The sequence below is a fragment of the Proteiniclasticum ruminis DSM 24773 genome (assembly GCF_000701905.1).
Lineage (GTDB): Bacteria > Bacillota > Clostridia > Clostridiales > Clostridiaceae > Proteiniclasticum > Proteiniclasticum ruminis.
In genome coordinates, this window is the sequence record NZ_JNKC01000005.1 from 168,809 (window position 1) to 185,935 (window position 17,127).

Annotated in this window: 14 protein-coding genes and 1 other annotated feature (1 of these 15 running past the window's edge); of the genes, 10 read left to right on the forward strand and 4 right to left on the reverse strand. The window is 43.9% G+C overall.

The window, feature by feature from the left end; translation table 11 throughout:
• Position 1 precedes the first annotated feature (1 nt).
• From T487_RS0107465 to T487_RS0107475, 3 genes are read left to right on the forward strand one after another with little or no spacing between them, the layout of a single operon-like run.
• Entirely contained in the window at positions 2 to 715 is a 714-nt protein-coding gene (locus T487_RS0107465; RefSeq protein ID WP_074542638.1) for an RnfABCDGE type electron transport complex subunit E, read from the forward strand.
• Positions 715 to 1,290, forward strand: coding sequence for an electron transport complex subunit RsxA (gene rsxA, locus T487_RS0107470; RefSeq protein WP_031576015.1), 576 nt, complete (start codon positions 715 to 717; stop codon positions 1,288 to 1,290). The genes T487_RS0107465 and rsxA overlap by 1 nt, the downstream gene beginning before the upstream one ends.
• 18 nt (positions 1,291 to 1,308) lie before the next feature.
• Positions 1,309 to 2,139: an RnfABCDGE type electron transport complex subunit B gene (locus T487_RS0107475; protein WP_031576017.1), complete on the forward strand. Its 831-nt coding sequence runs from the start codon at positions 1,309 to 1,311 to the stop codon at positions 2,137 to 2,139.
• A 158-nt stretch (positions 2,140 to 2,297) separates the two neighbouring features.
• On the opposite strand, the gene T487_RS0107480 is transcribed toward T487_RS0107475, so the two are convergent.
• The gene (locus tag T487_RS0107480; RefSeq protein ID WP_031576019.1) at positions 2,298 to 3,476 is read right to left on the reverse strand and encodes an acetyl-CoA C-acetyltransferase; all 1,179 of its coding nucleotides are present in this window, start codon (positions 3,474 to 3,476) and stop codon (positions 2,298 to 2,300) included.
• A 426-nt stretch (positions 3,477 to 3,902) separates the two neighbouring features.
• On the opposite strand from T487_RS0107480, the gene T487_RS0107485 reads away from it, so the two are divergent.
• The 3 genes from T487_RS0107485 to ymfI all read left to right on the forward strand — a co-directional run bounded on the left by T487_RS0107485 (position 3,903) and on the right by ymfI (position 6,093).
• On the forward strand, positions 3,903 to 4,322 hold the full coding sequence (locus tag T487_RS0107485) for an NfeD family protein (RefSeq protein WP_051651588.1): 420 nt from the start codon (positions 3,903 to 3,905) through the stop codon (positions 4,320 to 4,322).
• 1 nt (position 4,323) lies between these two features.
• Positions 4,324 to 5,274, forward strand: coding sequence for an SPFH domain-containing protein (locus T487_RS0107490; protein ID WP_031576025.1), 951 nt, complete (start codon positions 4,324 to 4,326; stop codon positions 5,272 to 5,274).
• A gap of 93 nt (positions 5,275 to 5,367) precedes the next feature.
• Positions 5,368 to 6,093: an elongation factor P 5-aminopentanone reductase gene (gene ymfI / locus T487_RS0107495; protein ID WP_031576028.1), complete on the forward strand. Its 726-nt coding sequence runs from the start codon at positions 5,368 to 5,370 to the stop codon at positions 6,091 to 6,093.
• Positions 6,094 to 6,208: 115 nt separating this feature from the next.
• Here ymfI and T487_RS0107500 read toward each other — a convergent pair whose 3' ends face one another.
• The 3 genes from T487_RS0107500 to T487_RS0107510 are packed head-to-tail and all read right to left on the reverse strand — an operon-like array spanning position 6,209 to position 9,727.
• The gene (locus tag T487_RS0107500) at positions 6,209 to 7,714 is read right to left on the reverse strand and encodes a sensor histidine kinase (RefSeq protein ID WP_031576030.1); all 1,506 of its coding nucleotides are present in this window, start codon (positions 7,712 to 7,714) and stop codon (positions 6,209 to 6,211) included.
• On the reverse strand, positions 7,707 to 8,390 hold the full coding sequence (locus T487_RS0107505; protein ID WP_031576032.1) for a response regulator transcription factor: 684 nt from the start codon (positions 8,388 to 8,390) through the stop codon (positions 7,707 to 7,709). The genes T487_RS0107500 and T487_RS0107505 overlap by 8 nt, the downstream gene beginning before the upstream one ends.
• Before the next feature lie 23 nt (positions 8,391 to 8,413).
• The gene (locus T487_RS0107510; protein ID WP_031576035.1) at positions 8,414 to 9,727 is read right to left on the reverse strand and encodes an aminotransferase-like domain-containing protein; all 1,314 of its coding nucleotides are present in this window, start codon (positions 9,725 to 9,727) and stop codon (positions 8,414 to 8,416) included.
• 185 nt (positions 9,728 to 9,912) lie between these two features.
• Between T487_RS0107510 and T487_RS0107515 the strand changes: the two genes are divergently transcribed.
• The 4 genes from T487_RS0107515 (at position 9,913) to T487_RS0107530 (ending at position 16,998) form a co-directional block, all read left to right on the forward strand.
• Complete coding sequence (locus T487_RS0107515; RefSeq protein ID WP_031576037.1) at positions 9,913 to 10,644, forward strand: class I SAM-dependent methyltransferase; 732 nt, start codon at positions 9,913 to 9,915, stop codon at positions 10,642 to 10,644.
• A gap of 18 nt (positions 10,645 to 10,662) precedes the next feature.
• Positions 10,663 to 11,910, forward strand: coding sequence for a M16 family metallopeptidase (locus tag T487_RS0107520; protein WP_031576040.1), 1,248 nt, complete (start codon positions 10,663 to 10,665; stop codon positions 11,908 to 11,910).
• A complete protein-coding gene (gene recX, locus T487_RS0107525; RefSeq protein ID WP_031576043.1) occupies positions 11,885 to 12,526 on the forward strand; it encodes a recombination regulator RecX in 642 nt (213 codons plus the stop codon). Before T487_RS0107520 ends, recX begins: the two co-directional genes overlap by 26 nt.
• Before the next feature lie 179 nt (positions 12,527 to 12,705).
• Positions 12,706 to 16,998, forward strand: a complete 4,293-nt coding sequence (locus T487_RS0107530; RefSeq protein ID WP_031576045.1) for a 2-hydroxyacyl-CoA dehydratase — start codon at positions 12,706 to 12,708, stop codon at positions 16,996 to 16,998.
• 12 nt (positions 16,999 to 17,010) lie between these two features.
• Positions 17,011 to 17,127 (forward strand) — a binding site (T-box leader) (it continues 98 nt past the right edge of the window).

Here is a 17,127-nt window from a genome sequence, read left to right on the forward strand (position 1 = left end):
TATGTTGGCATTGATAGAAAGATTGAAAAATGGACTTTTCAGTGAGAACCCGATTTTCGTTCAGGTTCTTGCCATGTGTCCTACTCTGGCAGTTTCCACCAGTGTTGAAAATGCGCTGGGTATGGGATTGTCTTCTACTGCAGTACTGATATTGTCTAATGCAATTATCTCAGTACTGAGAAAATATATCCCTAATAAGATCCGTATTCCTGCATATATTGTTGTCATCGCTGGATTTGTATCCATGATTGATATGTTCCTTGCAGCGTACCTTCCAGACCTCTATAAATCTCTTGGTCTGTTTATTCCGCTGATCGTTGTGAACTGTGTTATCCTTGGAAGAGCAGAAGCCTATGCCAGCAAGAACAACGTTCTTCATTCCATCTACGATGGAATCGGAATGGGACTTGGCTTCACTTTTGCACTGAGTATTTTAGCATTCTTCAGAGAAATCTTTGGTGCTGGAACCGTATTAGGTTTCAGAGTGATGCCATCTGCATACGAGCCAGCAAATATTATGATCTTGGCACCTGGTGCTTTCCTTACCCTAGGATTGATCATGGCTTTTATCAATAAAAGAAACCTGAAAAAAGGAAAAGCTTCCCTGAAAATCCATGACTGTGAGAGCTGTGGTATGGGTTGTGACCTTCCTAAATCAGACAAGATGAACATCAAACTCGATAAAGAAGTTCTACAGAATGGAGGTGCCAACTAATGGACCTGCTCATTATATTTATCAACGCAATGCTTATCAACAACTTCGTTCTGTCAAGATTCCTTGGAATCTGCAGTTTCTTGGGTGTATCTAAAAAAAGAGACGCTTCCATCGGTATGGGGCTTGCTGTACTGTTTGTTATGGTGATTGCCTCTTTAGGTACCTGGTCCGTGTACACGTTCCTTCTGGAACCTTATGATCTGGATTACCTGAAGACCGTTGCCTTCATTCTTGTAATCGCGGCGTTAGTACAGTTCGTTGAAATGGTCATCAAAAAGATCAGCCCAGCACTTTATGATGCGCTCGGAATCTTTTTGCCCCTTATCACTACAAACTGCGCTGTGCTTGGTGTTACCTTCCTCAACGTGCAGGAGAAGCTTTCCCTGATGGGCAGCTTAACCAACGCAATAGGTGCTGCACTTGGATACTTTCTTGCTATTGTTCTGATGGCAAGCATCCGAGAAAAGCTTGATCGTGTTTCCAGCATTCCTCAGGCATTCCAAGGACTGCCCATCGCACTTGTTACAGCAGGCCTTATGGCTATCGCATTCCTTGGCTTCCAAGGCATGATTTAAAGAAGGGGGGATGAAACAATGACTGAAATATTGATTCCAATCGCCATTATGGCTGGATTAGGTATCGTCCTGGCGGTACTTCTCGGATATGCAGCAGAAGTATTTGCTGTAAAACAGGAGCCCAAAGTTGAAGAAATCCTTCTGGTTCTTCCTGGTGTAAACTGTGGCGGATGCGGATTTGCAGGCTGTGAAGCCTATGCAAAGGGTGTCGCACTGAACGGCGCTTCACCATCCCTTTGCACAGTTGGCGGAAACCCTGTAGCCAACCAGATCGGAGATATCATGGGCGTGAAAGTAAACGCTCAGGAAGTCATGGTTGCTTATGTGAAGTGTAACGGAGACTGCAATAAGGCAAAAGAAAAATATGAGTATCATGGTATTATGGATTGCGTCAGCGCTGCCGCACTTCCAGGTGGAGGATCAAAATCCTGCTCCTATGGCTGTCTTGGCCTTGGCACTTGTGTGGGTGTCTGCGAGTTTGACGCCATTGTCATCCGGGACGGCATTGCCATCATTGATGAGAACAAGTGCACCAACTGTGGCGCTTGTGTAAAATCCTGCCCTAAGAATCTCATCGAATCCGTTCCACTGAACTCCAGAGTTCGAGTTGCCTGCAACTCTTTAGACTCTGCCAGAGACATTATGCAGAACTGTGAAGTCGGCTGTATTGCTTGCAAGAAGTGCGAAAAAGCTTGTGAATACGATGCAATACACGTGAACAACAACCTGGCGAAGATTGATTACGACAAATGTACTCAGTGTAACGCTTGTGTAGAAGTTTGCCCTAAAACAACCATTGAGAATCTTCTTATGATTCACAAGGCTAAACCTAAGGATATCACTGCATAAGAAAAGCTGAAAAGGCTGTCTTCCATCGAAGACAGCTTTTATTTTTTTTACTTCAAATTGCTTTTCAGATAGAAAATCTGCTCCTAAAAGGGAAGCCATGACACAAAAAGCGTCATGGCTTGAAGCTGGTGCATACACCACTCTATATCAGTTTACAGTTATCTCTTTACAACCACTGAAGTCCCCATACCGCCACCAATGCACAGGGTAGCAAGGCCATAATTGGAGTTTCTTCTCTTCATTTCATGAAGGAGTGTCACAAGGATTCTCGCTCCAGAAGCCCCCACAGGATGTCCTAATGCAATGGCTCCGCCATTCACATTCACCTTTTCTGCATCCCATTTAAGTTCCTTGCCTACAGCTAAAGCCTGGGCAGCAAAAGCCTCATTTGCTTCAATAAGGTCCATATCATCAATGGTAAGTCCTGACTTCTGAAGTGCTGTTTTTGTGGATGGAACAGGTCCGATGCCCATAATGCTTGGATCCACACCTCCATTGCCATAGGAAACGATGGTTGCTAATGGAGTCAGTCCCAGTTCATCTGCTTTCTCTTTGCTCATGACCACAAGTGCAGCCGCACCATCATTGATTCCAGACGCATTTCCTGCAGTGACTGTACCATCTTTCTTGAATGCAGGTCTCAGTTTTGCCAGAGATTCTGCAGTCACACCTTTTTTGGGATATTCGTCTGTATCCACAACAAGAGGTTCACCTCTTCGCTGTGGTATGGTCACAGGAGCGATTTCATCCTTGAATTTGCCCTCCGCCATGGCTTTTTCTGCTTTGTTCTGGCTGGAAGCTGCGAATGCATCCTGTTCTTCTCTTGTAATTCCGTATTTTTCAGCAACATTCTCTGCTGTTATCCCCATATGATATCCATTGAATGCATCTGTAAGCGCATCATGAACCATGGTATCCACCATGGTATCATTACCCATTCTGGATCCGAAACGAGCGTTGTTCAGCACGTACGGAGCCCTGGACATATTTTCCGCACCACCTACAACAACCACGTCATTGTCACCAGCAATGATGGTCTGAGCTGCCAATGATACCGTTCTTAAACCAGATCCGCAGAGCATATTGATTGTTGTTGCAGGAACTTCCACTGGAATTCCTGCTTTCACAGAAATCTGCCTTGCAACCCCTTGGCCTAAGCCGGCCTGAAGAATACAACCCATATAAACTTCATTGACATCTTCTGGTTTGATACCAGCTTGTCTGATGGCTTCCTTCACAGCGACCACACCAAGATCTACTGCAGGAACATCTTTGAATACTCCACCGAAACTCCCTACCGGGGTTCTCACCGCACTGACAATTACTACTTCTTTCATTTTGACCTCCCTAATTTAAATGCTGCTCAACTACATGGGCATCAACAGATACACAGGTTTTGGCAAGCATTATTTTCACTCTTATCATAACATGAACAACCTTTCATTTGTAATAGATTTCATATTGCACTTTCACCAGAATTTCATTCATATTCTGCCACAATTGATGAAACCCGTTGAAATATGAGGGTTTCATCATGTTTAGAATATTCCGGCAGTTATTCCTGCAAAAATAATTTACATTTTATTCATAACTAACGTGAGATTTGTCTCTATATTCTATAAACCTGCAGCAGGCTCAGTAAGCCACCTTCAACACTTTTTCAACATGGTTTACTCTATTTTATTAAGCGTTATTATTTACTGCTTAATACTTTATTTTATACCGCATGTATGCTATACTATCAACATAAGGAGGAGATGAATATGAACTGGATCTGGCTCATTCTGATTATTGTTGTAGCCGTCCTGGATCTCATGACAAGCAATGTTCTGTTTTCATGGATCGGCATTGGATTTCTCGCAGCCTGGCTTGCAGGATTCTATGTTGATTTTTGGATTCAGATGCTGATAGCTTTTCTGATTGGTCTTGTTGCCCTCATTATTGGCAACCGCATCAGCAGGAAATATATCAAAAGGAACATTCCCAATGATCCCATTTTAGTAGATAAAATCATTGGACATACCTTTATTGCTGAAAAAGAGATTACAGGATCAGCACAGCAAAAAGTCAATGGAATCTACTGGAACCTGAAAAACATCGGGGACCCTGTACAACCAGGGGAACGTTTCAGTGTTCTGAAGATTGAAGACAACAAATTAATCATTCGTAAGGAGGAAAATTAACATGCCATGGATTATCATTACAGCAGTCATTCTATTATTCATTATGGTGGTGCTTTTAAGCTCCATCAAGGTCGTCAATACCGGTTCTGTATACGTACTTGAGAGGTTCGGACAATATTACAAAACCCTTCAGCCCGGGTGGCATGTCATACTGCCTTTTGTAGATTATGTCAGAAGAAAAATCTCTATGAAGCAGCAGATCCTTGACATTCAGCCTCAAAATGTAATCACAAAAGATAATGTCAATATCAGCGTTGATAATGTCATCTTCTATCAGGTGCTGAATCCTAAAGATGCCGTATACAATATTGAAAATTATGTATCTGGTATCATGTACTCCACCATCACAAATATGCGTAACATCATCGGTGATATGTCACTGGACGAAGTGCTCGCAGGACGTGACAGAATCAACATGAAACTTCTGGATATTGTAGACTCCATTACAGACGCCTATGGCATCAAGATTCTCTCTGTGGAAATCAAAAACATTGTGCCTCCAGAAGAGATTCAGAACGCTATGGAAAAGCAGATGAAGGCAGAGCGAGAAAAAAGAGCTGCAATTCTCATTGCTGAAGGAGACAGAGAGTCCAGCATCGCTAGAGCAGAAGGCGAAAAACGAAGCAATATCCTGCGTGCTGAAGCAGAGAAAGAAAAGAACATCCGACTGGCAGAAGGTATGAAAGAGTCTCAGCTTCTGGAAGCGGAAGGTAAAGCCCGAGCTATCGAAGCCATTTCCAACGCTGAGGCTGAAGCCATACGTAAAGTGAATGCTTCTATCATCGAGTCTGGTACAGATGCAAGAATCATTGCGCTGAAGCAAGTGGAAGCCTTAAAGGAAATGGCCACAAATCCAGCGAACAAACTCATTCTTCCCGTGGACACACTGAACTCACTTGGCAGTATTGCAGCCATAGCAGACATCATCGGGGAGAAAAGATCTCAGCAGTAAAAACATTCGGAAAGGATCTCCATTCATGGGGATCCTTCTTCGTTTCTCTGCAGAACTCTGCTATAATTTAAAAAGACGAAAGGAGGGGATTGTTTGAAAAAAGCGGTGATCACCGGAGCGACAGGAGGAATAGGAGAGGCTATCGCCCGAAAATTCGCCTCCCTTGGCTATGAGCTCATCCTGATTTTTTCCAAAAATCTCGAAAAAGCACAACAGCTGAAAGAAGAGCTTTCAGCCCAAGTACCTGTTTCCATTTATAGTTTGGATTTTTCAGACACGAAAAGTTACACCACTGAATTCCAGCATATCCTAAACCATCATAGCAGTATCGATGTCCTCATACACAGTGCAGGCATCTCTGTCCGAAGTCTCTTTCATGAAATGCAAGATAGTGAATTCGAAAGGCTGTTTGAAGTTAATGTGAAGCCACTATTTTATCTCACGAAAGAAGTCATCCCAAAGATGATTTCAAAAGGAGAGGGATCTATTCTCAGCATCTCTTCCATCTGGGGTTCCAGAGCAGCTTCCATGGAAGTGGCTTACTCCATGACAAAAGGGGCCGTAGAGCAGTTTACCCGAAGCCTCGCAGCGGAGCTTTCCCATATGAACATCAGAGTAAACGCCATTGCGCCAGGAGGTGTTCACACCGAACTCCTTTCTAATCTCACACCGGAGGAGATGCGCACTTTTACTGAAGATATTCCCTTCAACAGGCTCGCTTCTCCAGAGGAGATTGCAGATCTGGCCGCTTTTCTTGTACAAAAAGGAACCTACATCACAGGTCAGGTTCTGACCATTGACGGCGGATTCACATTATAACCATCCATTCAGAAGCAAAAAAATCACCCCTGTAAACTAGGCTTTGCGTATTACGCTCCTTGTTCACAGGGGTGTTTCCATGTCGGATTCTTTTTATCGTTTTTTTTGACCTCGTTTATTCCTGTTCATTTGTGTCATACTCTCTAAACTCGCTGAAGATGATTTCAAAAACCACGCCTTCTTCATCATTATAAAGACTGTACTGGTACTTGTGCTTCTCCAGTATATTCTTCACAATGGAAAGTCCCAGTCCTGAACTTCCTTCTTTTCTCTGCCTGGACTGATCTTTCTTGTAGAACTGGACCCATAGATTCTGAAGTTCTTTCTCTTCAATATGCGCAGGGGAATTCTTGACCTTAAGAGAAAGTCCTCTGTCCTCTTTATCGAGCATGATCATGACAGTGGCCTCAGGCTTCTCATCCGTATAGCTGATGGCATTCTTGATGATATTTCTCAGTGCGGTGGACAGCTTGCTGCTGTCTCCATAAATCATATAGCTGACAGGCATCCTGAACTCAAAATGAATCTTATCGCCATAGATTTCCAAAAACGGAGAAGCACAATTCACCACAAGTCTGTTCAGATGAACGGGTTCCATGGACACTGTAAAGGAATCGGACTCTGTATAGTTCAGCTCAATCATATCTTTCACCAGTTTCTCCATGTTTCTGGTCTCATCCAGGATGATGGAAAGATACTCGTCTTTGCTTTCAGACGCCACACCGTCAATAAGACCTTCAGTGTAACCCTGTATCAGCGTAATCGGCGTCTTCAGTTCATGGGATATATCCCGGATGAAATCTTTTCTCTGGTTCTCAAGTCGTTGAGTTTTTCGTATATCCTCCTCCAGAAGTTTGTTCTTTTCCTGCAGCTCCATCAGTGCTCCTTTCAGATTGAAGGAGAGGGTAGACAAACTTTCGGCCAGGTCGCCAATCTCATCTTTTTGGGTATTCTCTATGGTTACGTCAAAGTTCAGGCTCGCGAGCTCCTTGGATGTCTGGATCAGCTTTCTGACGGGCTTTGTTACAGTTTTAGACACAAAGAAGGCAAGTATAGCCACTACAATAAAGCCTCCCAGAAATACATAAAAGAAGAAATTCTTAATCGTTCTTGCGGACTCATTGATGGGCAGCATTGAACTGATTGAGATGGCAAAGGATTCATAGTCGCCAACCTGAATGGAACCAGCCGTTAAAAAATAGCGGATACTGCCGTCTTGCCGCTCATATTCTCGGCTTAAGATTTCCCGTCCCTTGAGAAGGTTCTCCCGAAGAGAGGGGTCTCGGATGAGATCATTGAAAAACCTGTTGATGATTTCAATATAATCTCCTTCGATGTTGTTGCCGCCGTAGGCCATATATTGGAGCTGGCCATTCTGTCCAAAAATAAATAGACGGGTGTTGTTCTGGGTCTCAAAGTTATTGATGGCTTCTATAAAGGTGTCATTCTGAGATATTTCCTGATTTCTGAAGGCTTGAAGATTCTCTTCCAGTGCTGTTTTCTTCGTTACCGTGTAATACGACTCAAAAGAATAGGACATAAAAAGCATCGATCCAAGAAGCAGCGTACCCATCAGAACAATCAGAATCAACGTCAGCTTATTTGCAATAGATCTAAACATCGTCACTCACCCGGAATCTGTATCCATATCCCCGTACCGTCTCCACATAGGCTGCTGCTGTCTGGAGCTTCTCTCTGAGCCTCTTGATGCTGGTATCAATGGCTCTCAGATCTCCTTCATAATCAAATCCCCATACTTTCTCCAGAATGATCTCTCGAGATAGAACCAGGTCCTTATTCTGGGTGAAAAGGAGAAGCAGTTCAAATTCTTTTTTTGTCAGGAATATTTCTGAAGTCTCCACATAGACTCTCTGCGCCCCCGGATGGAGGGTCAGCCGTCCAAAGACAAGCTCTTCCTGAAGCGGGTCCTCCTGCTCCAAACGTTTAAACAGATTGCCGATTTTCATAACCAGAATCTTTGGCGAAAAGGGCTTGGCGATGAAATCATCCGCACCAATCTCATAAGCTTTGACAAAATCCTCATCCATGGTTTTTGCTGTGATATAGAACACCCGGGTATTCTTCTTTTTTCTCAGTTCTTCCAGCATATCAAATCCATTCATAAAAGGCATCATCACATCCAGAAGTATCAGATCATAGTCTTTCTCCAAAGCCATATGAAGGCCCTCCTCACCATGTGAGGCCAGATCCACATGATATCCTTCTTTTACCAAATAATCGCGAAGAAGATCCCTCAGCCTTTTTTCATCTTCCACAATGAGAATTTCTTTATCCATCTTCACTTCATCCTTTCAGATAACTAAATATAGATCTTGTTTTTGTCATCCTTGTCGCCCTTCATGAGAAGCACTTCCTTCACAAGCTCCTTAATGGCTGTATTCATCGCATTAGGTTCCACCCTCGTCAGACTGATTCTTAGGATCTTCCGGTCTTCCTGCTTGGTAAACCCCTGCAGATCACGGAATCTGTATCCTTTCACCTGCAGTCCCTCCAAAAGAGTTTTCAGCTTGAAATCCTTGGGGAAATAAAGACTTGCAAAAAAGCCCGTCTCAGGAATGTAATAATCAAACGGAAATCCCTGGAGCGCATTTTTAAAAATCATGATATTCTGCTTGACCCGATCCTTAAGCACAGACATATCTTTCATATAAAACTCCGACTTCAGGTATTTCAGAAGAATGGCCTGATTGAAGAGGGGAGCTCCACCATTGAGATAGGTGATATTATAGGACAGCTTTTTAGCAAGCTCCATGGGTGCAATGACTGAGGCAATTCTCAAGGAAGGACTGATGGTCTTGCTGTAACTTCGTACATAAACAGTACGGTCTTTTCCTAAACTGAAGAATGTGCTTCCTTTCGATAGTTCTGAGAGATAGTCATCCTCAATGATATAAAAATCATACTTCCGGGCAAGCTCCAACACTTTTTTCATTTCCTTCTCTTTCAGATCCGTTCCCAAAGGATTATGATTTCTGCTGATGGTGTAAAAGAACTGGAACTCTCCAGTTTTCGCCTGTTCCTCCAGCTGAATCAGATCCAGCCCGTCTTTGGTTCGCATAATGGTTTCATGGGGTATGTTCTTGATTCTAAGATAAGAAAGGACGATGTTGTAGGTCGGATCTTCCACCAGCACCTTTTTCTCCCTGAGATCAGCACCGAGCAAAAGGTCTATGGCACCTTGCGCACCTTCTGTTATGAGTACAGATTCCAGAGAAACCTCCGGATCATGCAGCTCCATAAGCAGGTGTTCTCTCAGCAGGTTGTATCCCATGGGATAGCTGTAGTTCAGAAGGTTCTGGTTCTTCTCTTCAAGCACCTGATCATAAATTTTCTTCATAGATGCCAGGGGAAGATTTTTATTGTTGGGTACACCAGAGTAAAAATCATATTCTGTGGTGCTTCTCTTTTTATTCTTGTTGATATAGTACCCGCTCTTTGGTGCTGAAAAAACCAGCTGCAGCGATTCCAGTTCATTGTATGCTTTGATTACTGTTGAATTTGAACACCCAAATTTGATGGCAAGACCACGGATAGATGGGAGTTTATCCGTATAAACATCTTTATCAATCTCAGAACGTAAATAATCCATGATTTCTGTATACTTGTAATTCATAATATCCCCCTTGGTGTACCAGTTCAGTTTTAACCATTATATCATCATACCCCAGGGGATTTCTATAGTGTTCAGGTATCTGAACACGCTGGCTGTAATTTTCAGGACTCTTGTTGTATACTGTATTATAGTATTGTATTGTGTCATACAGGTGACAGAGATGCGTAGCAGAAGGAGCGGTACCGATGAGATTTTATGAGATTCTTGAAAAACACTATGACTATATTTTCCCATTTCAGAATTCTACCTATGACTTCATCCGTGAAGGGCTCAATCCTCAGGATAAAGTGCTGGATGTCGCTTGTGGTACAGGTTCTTACACCATTGCACTTCGAAAGGAAGGTATCCTGTCCTGCGGTCTTGATCTGGAGGAGTCCATGATCCGGATTGCGGAAAAGAAAGCGGAAGAGCAGGGAATACAAGGGGATTTCATCGTCTCAAACATGCTGGATATGGATCTTGTTCATGAAGGCGGTTTAAGACGGATTTTCATCATCGGAAATTCTCTGGTGCACCTGAACTCCCTAAATCAGATTAAAAGCTTCATCACAACGGCAATTAATCTCCTGAATGAAGACGGAGATCTGGTGATTCAGATCATTAATTATGACCGGATTCTGAAAGAGCACATCGACCATCTTCCCACCATCCATGTGCCAGAAATCAGCCTGACTTTTGAGCGGAACTACACCTATGATGCTGAGGCGCATCTTGTTGATTTTTCCTCAAAACTGACTCTGCAAGGTGAAACAGAAGAAGCTTCGGTGCTGCTGTTTCCGTTGAAAAGTGAGGAGCTTGTCCACTTGCTGATGGAAGCAGGCTTTGAGGAGATCCATCTGTACGGCAGTTTCAAAAAAGATCCTTATACAGATTCCTCCCTGCCTCTTATTGTTGTTGCAAAGAAAAAACTATCATAAATGGAGATAAGAAGAGATATGATCGATTACAGACAATCCACCCTTGAAAATGGACTTACTATACTCACGGTGGTGAAACCAGGAAGTCTATTTTCACTCAACCTAGGCATCCGTATCGGTGCGCTCTACGAACCTATGGCTCAGAAAGGAATCTGTCATTTCATCGAGCATATGCTTTTTAAAGGAACAGAAACTCTGGATAACCAAACCCTCAATCATAAGATTGAACATTTGGGTGGAGATTTCAATGCATATACGGACTATATTTCTACGGTGTTCACAGTCTCCGCCATGACCAGTGAACTGGGAGATGCCCTGATGCTGCTCTCTGATATGATCCAGCATCCAACCTTCTGTAAGAGCGAGATGGAAAAAGAACGAACTGTGATCATCTCAGAACTGAAAGCCTCTCTGGATGACGTGGAAGACAGCACACATAAACTCCTGTTCGAAAAAGCCTACAACAGCAGTCCGTTGAAATATGATGTCATTGGCACGAAAGAAAGCATCTCTTCTTTGAGAGCGGAAGATCTTTTCTCATTCCATCAGAAGCATTATATTCCCAATGAATCCATCTTAGTCCTTGTGTCAGATTTGTCTCACAATGAGGCTGTTTCCATGGTGGAAGATTACTTCGGCACATGGAAAACAGGTCCTCAGCCAAAGAAAAACGTGGCCTTTGAAAAGAATACACCGGGCATTCACACCTCCTTTAAGGATATGGAACAGTCCGCCCTGGGTTTTCTCTACACCTTTGAAATCAAAGAGGAGGAGAAGCTTCCCCTTCGGGTGCTGAACTATAAACTTGGTGTCAGTGGAAATTCTATTCTTTTCAGAGAGCTTAGAGAGAACCGTGGACTTGCCTATGATGTATATTCTGATTTGGAGCTTACAGACCCCTTACAGAATCTCATGATTTACACTCAGGTACCTGACGAGCGCCTGGAGGATGCGGAAGAACTGATTCTGCATATTCTGGAGGAGATCAAACGTGGAGCTTACTTCAAAGAAGAGGATCTTTTTCTGATGAAGAAGGTGCTCACCACCAGTATCTTCAGCACACTTCACCATCACAGCGATCTGTCATCCTTTATGCTGGATGCTGTGCTCAGCAAAGAGGATCCGCTTTCCTTCCAGAAGGATCTGGAGAAGCTGAAAGATGTGACACTTCAGGATATCATGAACATTGCAAAGAAAATTTTCACATCACCTACAATTTACAGGTTAAGAGGGGAGGAACATGAAGACAATAACGAAGATTTCTGAAAACAAGAAAAACAGCAGCCGGGTCAGCATCTACGCTGATGAAGAGTTTCTGCTCTCTTGTGACAAAGAACTGATTTACAAAAGAGGTCTTGTGAAGGGAATGAAGATTGACACAGATCTTCTGTTGGAAATTGCGAAAGAAGATACCTTCATCCGTGCACGAGAAACAGCCCTTAGAAGTTTGGAACGGACCATGAAAACGGAAGAGGAGGTTCAGAAGAAACTCCAAGAGAAAGAGTTTGATGAAGACACCATCACACGAGTTCTTTCCCTTTTGAAAGAGTACAATCTTCTAGATGATGCACGCTATGCGGAGCTTTATCTGAAAGAAAAGCTTCGGTCCAGGGGCCAGAAAAAAGCAAAATATGAACTGCTTCATAAAGGTGTGGACAAAGAAGTGCTCAATGAGGCACTTGAATCTCTAAAAGACAGCAGCCTTGAAGAAGATACCTGTTTCAAACTAGCTAAAAAGAAATATGATCAGCTGAGTAAAAGAGAACAGGACCCTTTCAAGCTGAAATCCAAACTCTACACTTTTCTTGCAGGAAAGGGATATGAATACGACCTCATCAGCAGTACCTTGCGAAAGATCCTTACTGAAGATGAGGAGGAATAACAGCCGGAGCAGAGCAGCTTACTAGAGATGCTTTGCTCTTTTTTCATCCGGAATCTCTTTTATTTTTTTCCACTCCTTGAGAAAAAATTGTTAACTTTTTTGCTCTTTCATTATTTTTTGTCAGTGTTATAATTATTTCTATATTCAAAATACAACAAAGACGGAGCAGGTGAGTGTTCATGCTGGATAAATTATATTTAGGACTGGACGTTGGATCCACAACAGTAAAAGCTGTTGTTACAGATAAAAATCATCGGATGATCTACCATTCGTATGAACGTCATTTTTCAGATATCAGAAGTACCGTGGTGAATGTTATGCAAAAGATCCACGCTGCCTTTGGAGACAGAGAAATACATGTGGCTGTGACAGGCTCCGGTGGTCTGTCTGTTTCTTCTTGGCTGAAAATCGACTTCATCCAGGAAGTGATCGCATCGACAAAGGCTGTAGAAGCCATAATTCCTGATACAGATGTTGCCATCGAGCTGGGAGGAGAAGATGCAAAAATCACCTATTTCAAAGGTTCTGTAGAGCAGAGAATGAACGGCACCTGTGCCGGTGGTACCGGCGCTTTCATCGACCAGATGGCCGCTCTTCTCAAAACAGATGCCCAGGGACTGAACCACCTGGCAGAAAATGCCACCTATATTTATCCCATTGCCGCACGATGTGGTGTGTTTGCAAAAACAGATCTTCAGCCTCTGCTCAATGAAGGAGCAAGAAAAGAAGATCTGGCTGCCTCCATCTTTCAGGCAGTAGTGAATCAGACCATCTCCGGTCTTGCCTGCGGAAGAAAAATTGAAGGAAAGATTGCTTTTCTTGGAGGACCACTGCATTTTCTCCCAGAGCTGCGAAAACGCTTCATAGAGACTCTTCATCTGACGCCGGAAGATATCCTGGAACCAGAAAATGCGGAGCTCTATGTCGCCTTAGGCGCTGCTTTAAGCTCTGAAGGAAATTATCCTCATCAGCTGAACCTTCTGATGGAAAGAGCAGGAAAACTGAAAGATGTATTCCAGAAAGAAGTCCACAGACTTCCCGCACTGTTTCAGAATGAAGATGATTACCAGGCATTCCAGGAAAGACATCACAGCGCACGTGCCATAAGAAAACCGCTTGCCTCTCATAAAGGAGCTGCTTTTTTAGGCATTGACTCAGGCTCCACCACAAGCAAGGTGGTGCTCACCGATGAGGACCTCAATATCCTGTACTCCTATTACGGAAGCAATCAGGGTGACCCTCTACAAGAGATTCTGAAAGTTCTGAAGGAACTTTATCATCTACTGCCGGATGATGTTCATATCGCCCATTCAACGGTAACGGGTTACGGCGAAGGACTCCTGAAGGCAGGGCTGGGGATTGACACTGGGGAGATCGAAACCATTGCCCACTACGAGGCTGCAAACCACTTTCTTCCAGGAGTGGATTTCATCTTGGATATTGGTGGACAGGATATGAAGTGCCTCCGGATCAAAGATGGTGCCATCGATTCCATTCTTCTGAATGAAGCCTGCTCCTCAGGATGCGGATCCTTTATTGAGAGTTTTGCAGAATCCCTGGGAAGCAGTGTGATGAACTTTGCGAAAGCTGCAGTGTCTTCCTCTGAACCCGTGGATCTTGGCTCCAGATGTACTGTTTTCATGAACTCCAGAGTAAAACAAGCCCAGAAAGAAGGTGCAAGTCTTTCTGATATCAGCGCTGGGCTTTCTTATTCTGTCATCAAAAATGCGCTTTTTAAAGTCATAAAAGCCAGAGACCCTAAATCCATGGGAGAGAAGATCATTGTACAAGGTGGCACCTTCTACAATGACAGCGTTCTCCGTGCTTTCGAGCTTATTTCTGAAAGGGAAGCCGTTCGTCCGGATATTGCAGGACTCATGGGTGCCTTTGGCGCAGCAAAAATATCAAGGGATCGCTATACCGGCAAAGAAACCACTCTAATTTCTTTAAGAGAACTCGACGCCCTTCATCCCAAAACCGAAATGCGAAGATGTAAGCTTTGCAATAACCACTGTCCTCTGACCATTACCTTCTTTAAAGAAGGACAGGAGGAGTATATTACTGGAAACCGCTGTGAAAGACCACTGGCCTCCAAAAATGCACGTGAAAAACTCCCAAACCTTTATGACTACAAATACCAGAGAACTTTCCGCTACAAACCCTCTACAAAAGTGGAGGAGAGCAGGGGTACTGTGGGCATTCCAAGGGTGCTGAACCTTTTTGAGAACTATCCATTCTGGGCCGCTTTTTTTGACAGTCTGAAATTCCGTGTGGTGCTTTCACCTGCTTCCTCCAAGACTCTTTATGAAAAAGGGATGAGCAGCATACCATCAGAATCTGTATGTTATCCTGGAAAGCTGACCCATGGACATATTGCTTCCTTGGCGGAGAAGAACGTAGATTTTATTTTCTATCCCTGTATCCCCTACGAGGAGAAAGAGGACACAGGTGCCAGCAACCACTATAACTGTCCTGTGGTTACCTCTTACCCAGAAGTGATCAAAAACAATATGGATGTACTTCACTTAAACCATGTGAAATTTCTTCATCCATTCCTGAACCTTCAGGATCGGAAACATCTTTCGAAAAAACTGTACGACGTCCTTTCAAAGCACTACTCCATCACTCTTTCTGAAGTAAAGGAAGCTGTGAGAAGAGGGTACATTGAGGTGGAATCCTATAAGAAGGATATCCGACAGAAAGGGGAGGAAGTGGTCCGGTATCTGGATGAAACGGGTCATAAAGGCATCGTTCTTGCAGGAAGACCTTACCATGTGGATCCAGAAGTGCATCATGGCATTCCGAATCTGATCATAGAGCAGGGGATGGCGGTGCTGACAGAAGACTCCGTGGCGCATCTGTCTCAGGTAGAACGGCCACTGCGTGTGGTGGATCAGTGGACCTACCACAACAGGCTCTACCGTGCGGCTGCCTTTGTCAGCAAAAAAGAGAATCTGGAGCTCGTTCAGCTCACAAGTTTCGGCTGTGGTCTTGATGCAGTAACCAGTGATCAGGTAGAAGAGATTCTCAGAAGCAAAAATAAACTGTTCACCCTCCTGAAGATTGATGAGGGGAACAATCTTGGTGCTGCAAGGATAAGAATCCGGTCACTCAAGGCAACCATGGAAGAACGGATCCGCAATGAAATCCATTCAACCGATACGCCGCTGACCTATGACCGGCCTATCTTCACCAAAGAAATGAAAGAAAAGCATACCATCCTTTGTCCCCAGATGTCTCCGATACATTTCCGATTCGTGGAAGCTGTGCTCAAGCACCAGGGCTTCCATGTGGTGGTGCTTCCGGATACGGACTTCGCAGCAGTGGATGAAGGCCTGAAGTATGTCAATAATGATGCCTGCTATCCCTCCATTCTGGTGGTAGGGCAGATGATCAAAGCGCTGAAAAGTGGGGAGTATGATGTCAACAACACATCCTGCCTCATCACGCAGACAGGAGGCGGCTGCCGGGCTACAAATTATGTGGCATTTCTCAGAAAAGCACTGAAAGACGCTGGATTTTCTCAAATCCCAGTGATTCCTTTGTCTGTTCAGCAGTTTGAAAAACATCCCGGAATGAAACTGGATCTGAAAACACTGAGCGGTGCTCTTCAGGCGCTGCTGTATGGCGATCTTCTTATGAGAGTCCTTTATCGGGTCCGTCCCTATGAAGTCATCAAAGGTTCTGCCAATGCGCTCTACGAGACCATGAGCCTGGAAGTGGAAGAAGTTCTTAAAAACCCAACGCTTTCTTCCTTCAAGATGCAAGTCCGAAGAATCGTGGATCTTTTTGATACCCTGGAGCTGAAAGAGACGGTAAAGCCTAAGGTGGGTCTTGTGGGAGAAATTCTTGTGAAATTCCATCCTACGGCCAACAACTCTGTTGTTCAGGTCATTGAAGAGAACGGTTGCGAAGCTGTGATGCCGGACCTGACAGATTTTCTTCTCTATTGTGCCTACAATAATGTAGCAAAGCATGAGGAGCTGCATCTCAGTCTTGGGAAGGCCATGGCAAGTAAAGCTGTCATCGGACTGATTGAAAGTATCCGAAAACCAATGAAAGAAGCTCTTGCTGATTCTAAAAGGTTCCATGCACCCAGCAGGATTGAACATCTTGCAGCGATCACAAAAGATATTGTTCAGATTGGAAATCAGACGGGTGAAGGATGGTTTCTGACGGGTGAGATGCTGGAGCTCATTGAAGAAGGAGTGGAGAACATCATCTGCATGCAGCCCTTTGCCTGTCTTCCAAATCACATCACCGGAAAAGGGGTCATCAAAAAGCTCCGTGAGGAAAATGAGAATGTGAACATCACAGCCATCGATTATGATCCAGGCGCCAGCGAGGTGAATCAGCTGAACCGAATCAAGCTCATGCTCTCCATTGCCTTCAAGAATCTGGAAAAGAACCAAAAGAACCAAGACATCGATGCAACGGAAAACCGCTTGACAATCCTCAAGAGGCAGATATAATTAGAATATATGTGAAATGCGCTGAAAAAGAGGAGTATCCATGAGGATGTGCCAGAGAGGAAAACCCTAGGCTGAAAGGTTTTCTCATTTGAACCGTGGAGAAGGTAGCTTTTGAGCTTCTGGACTGAA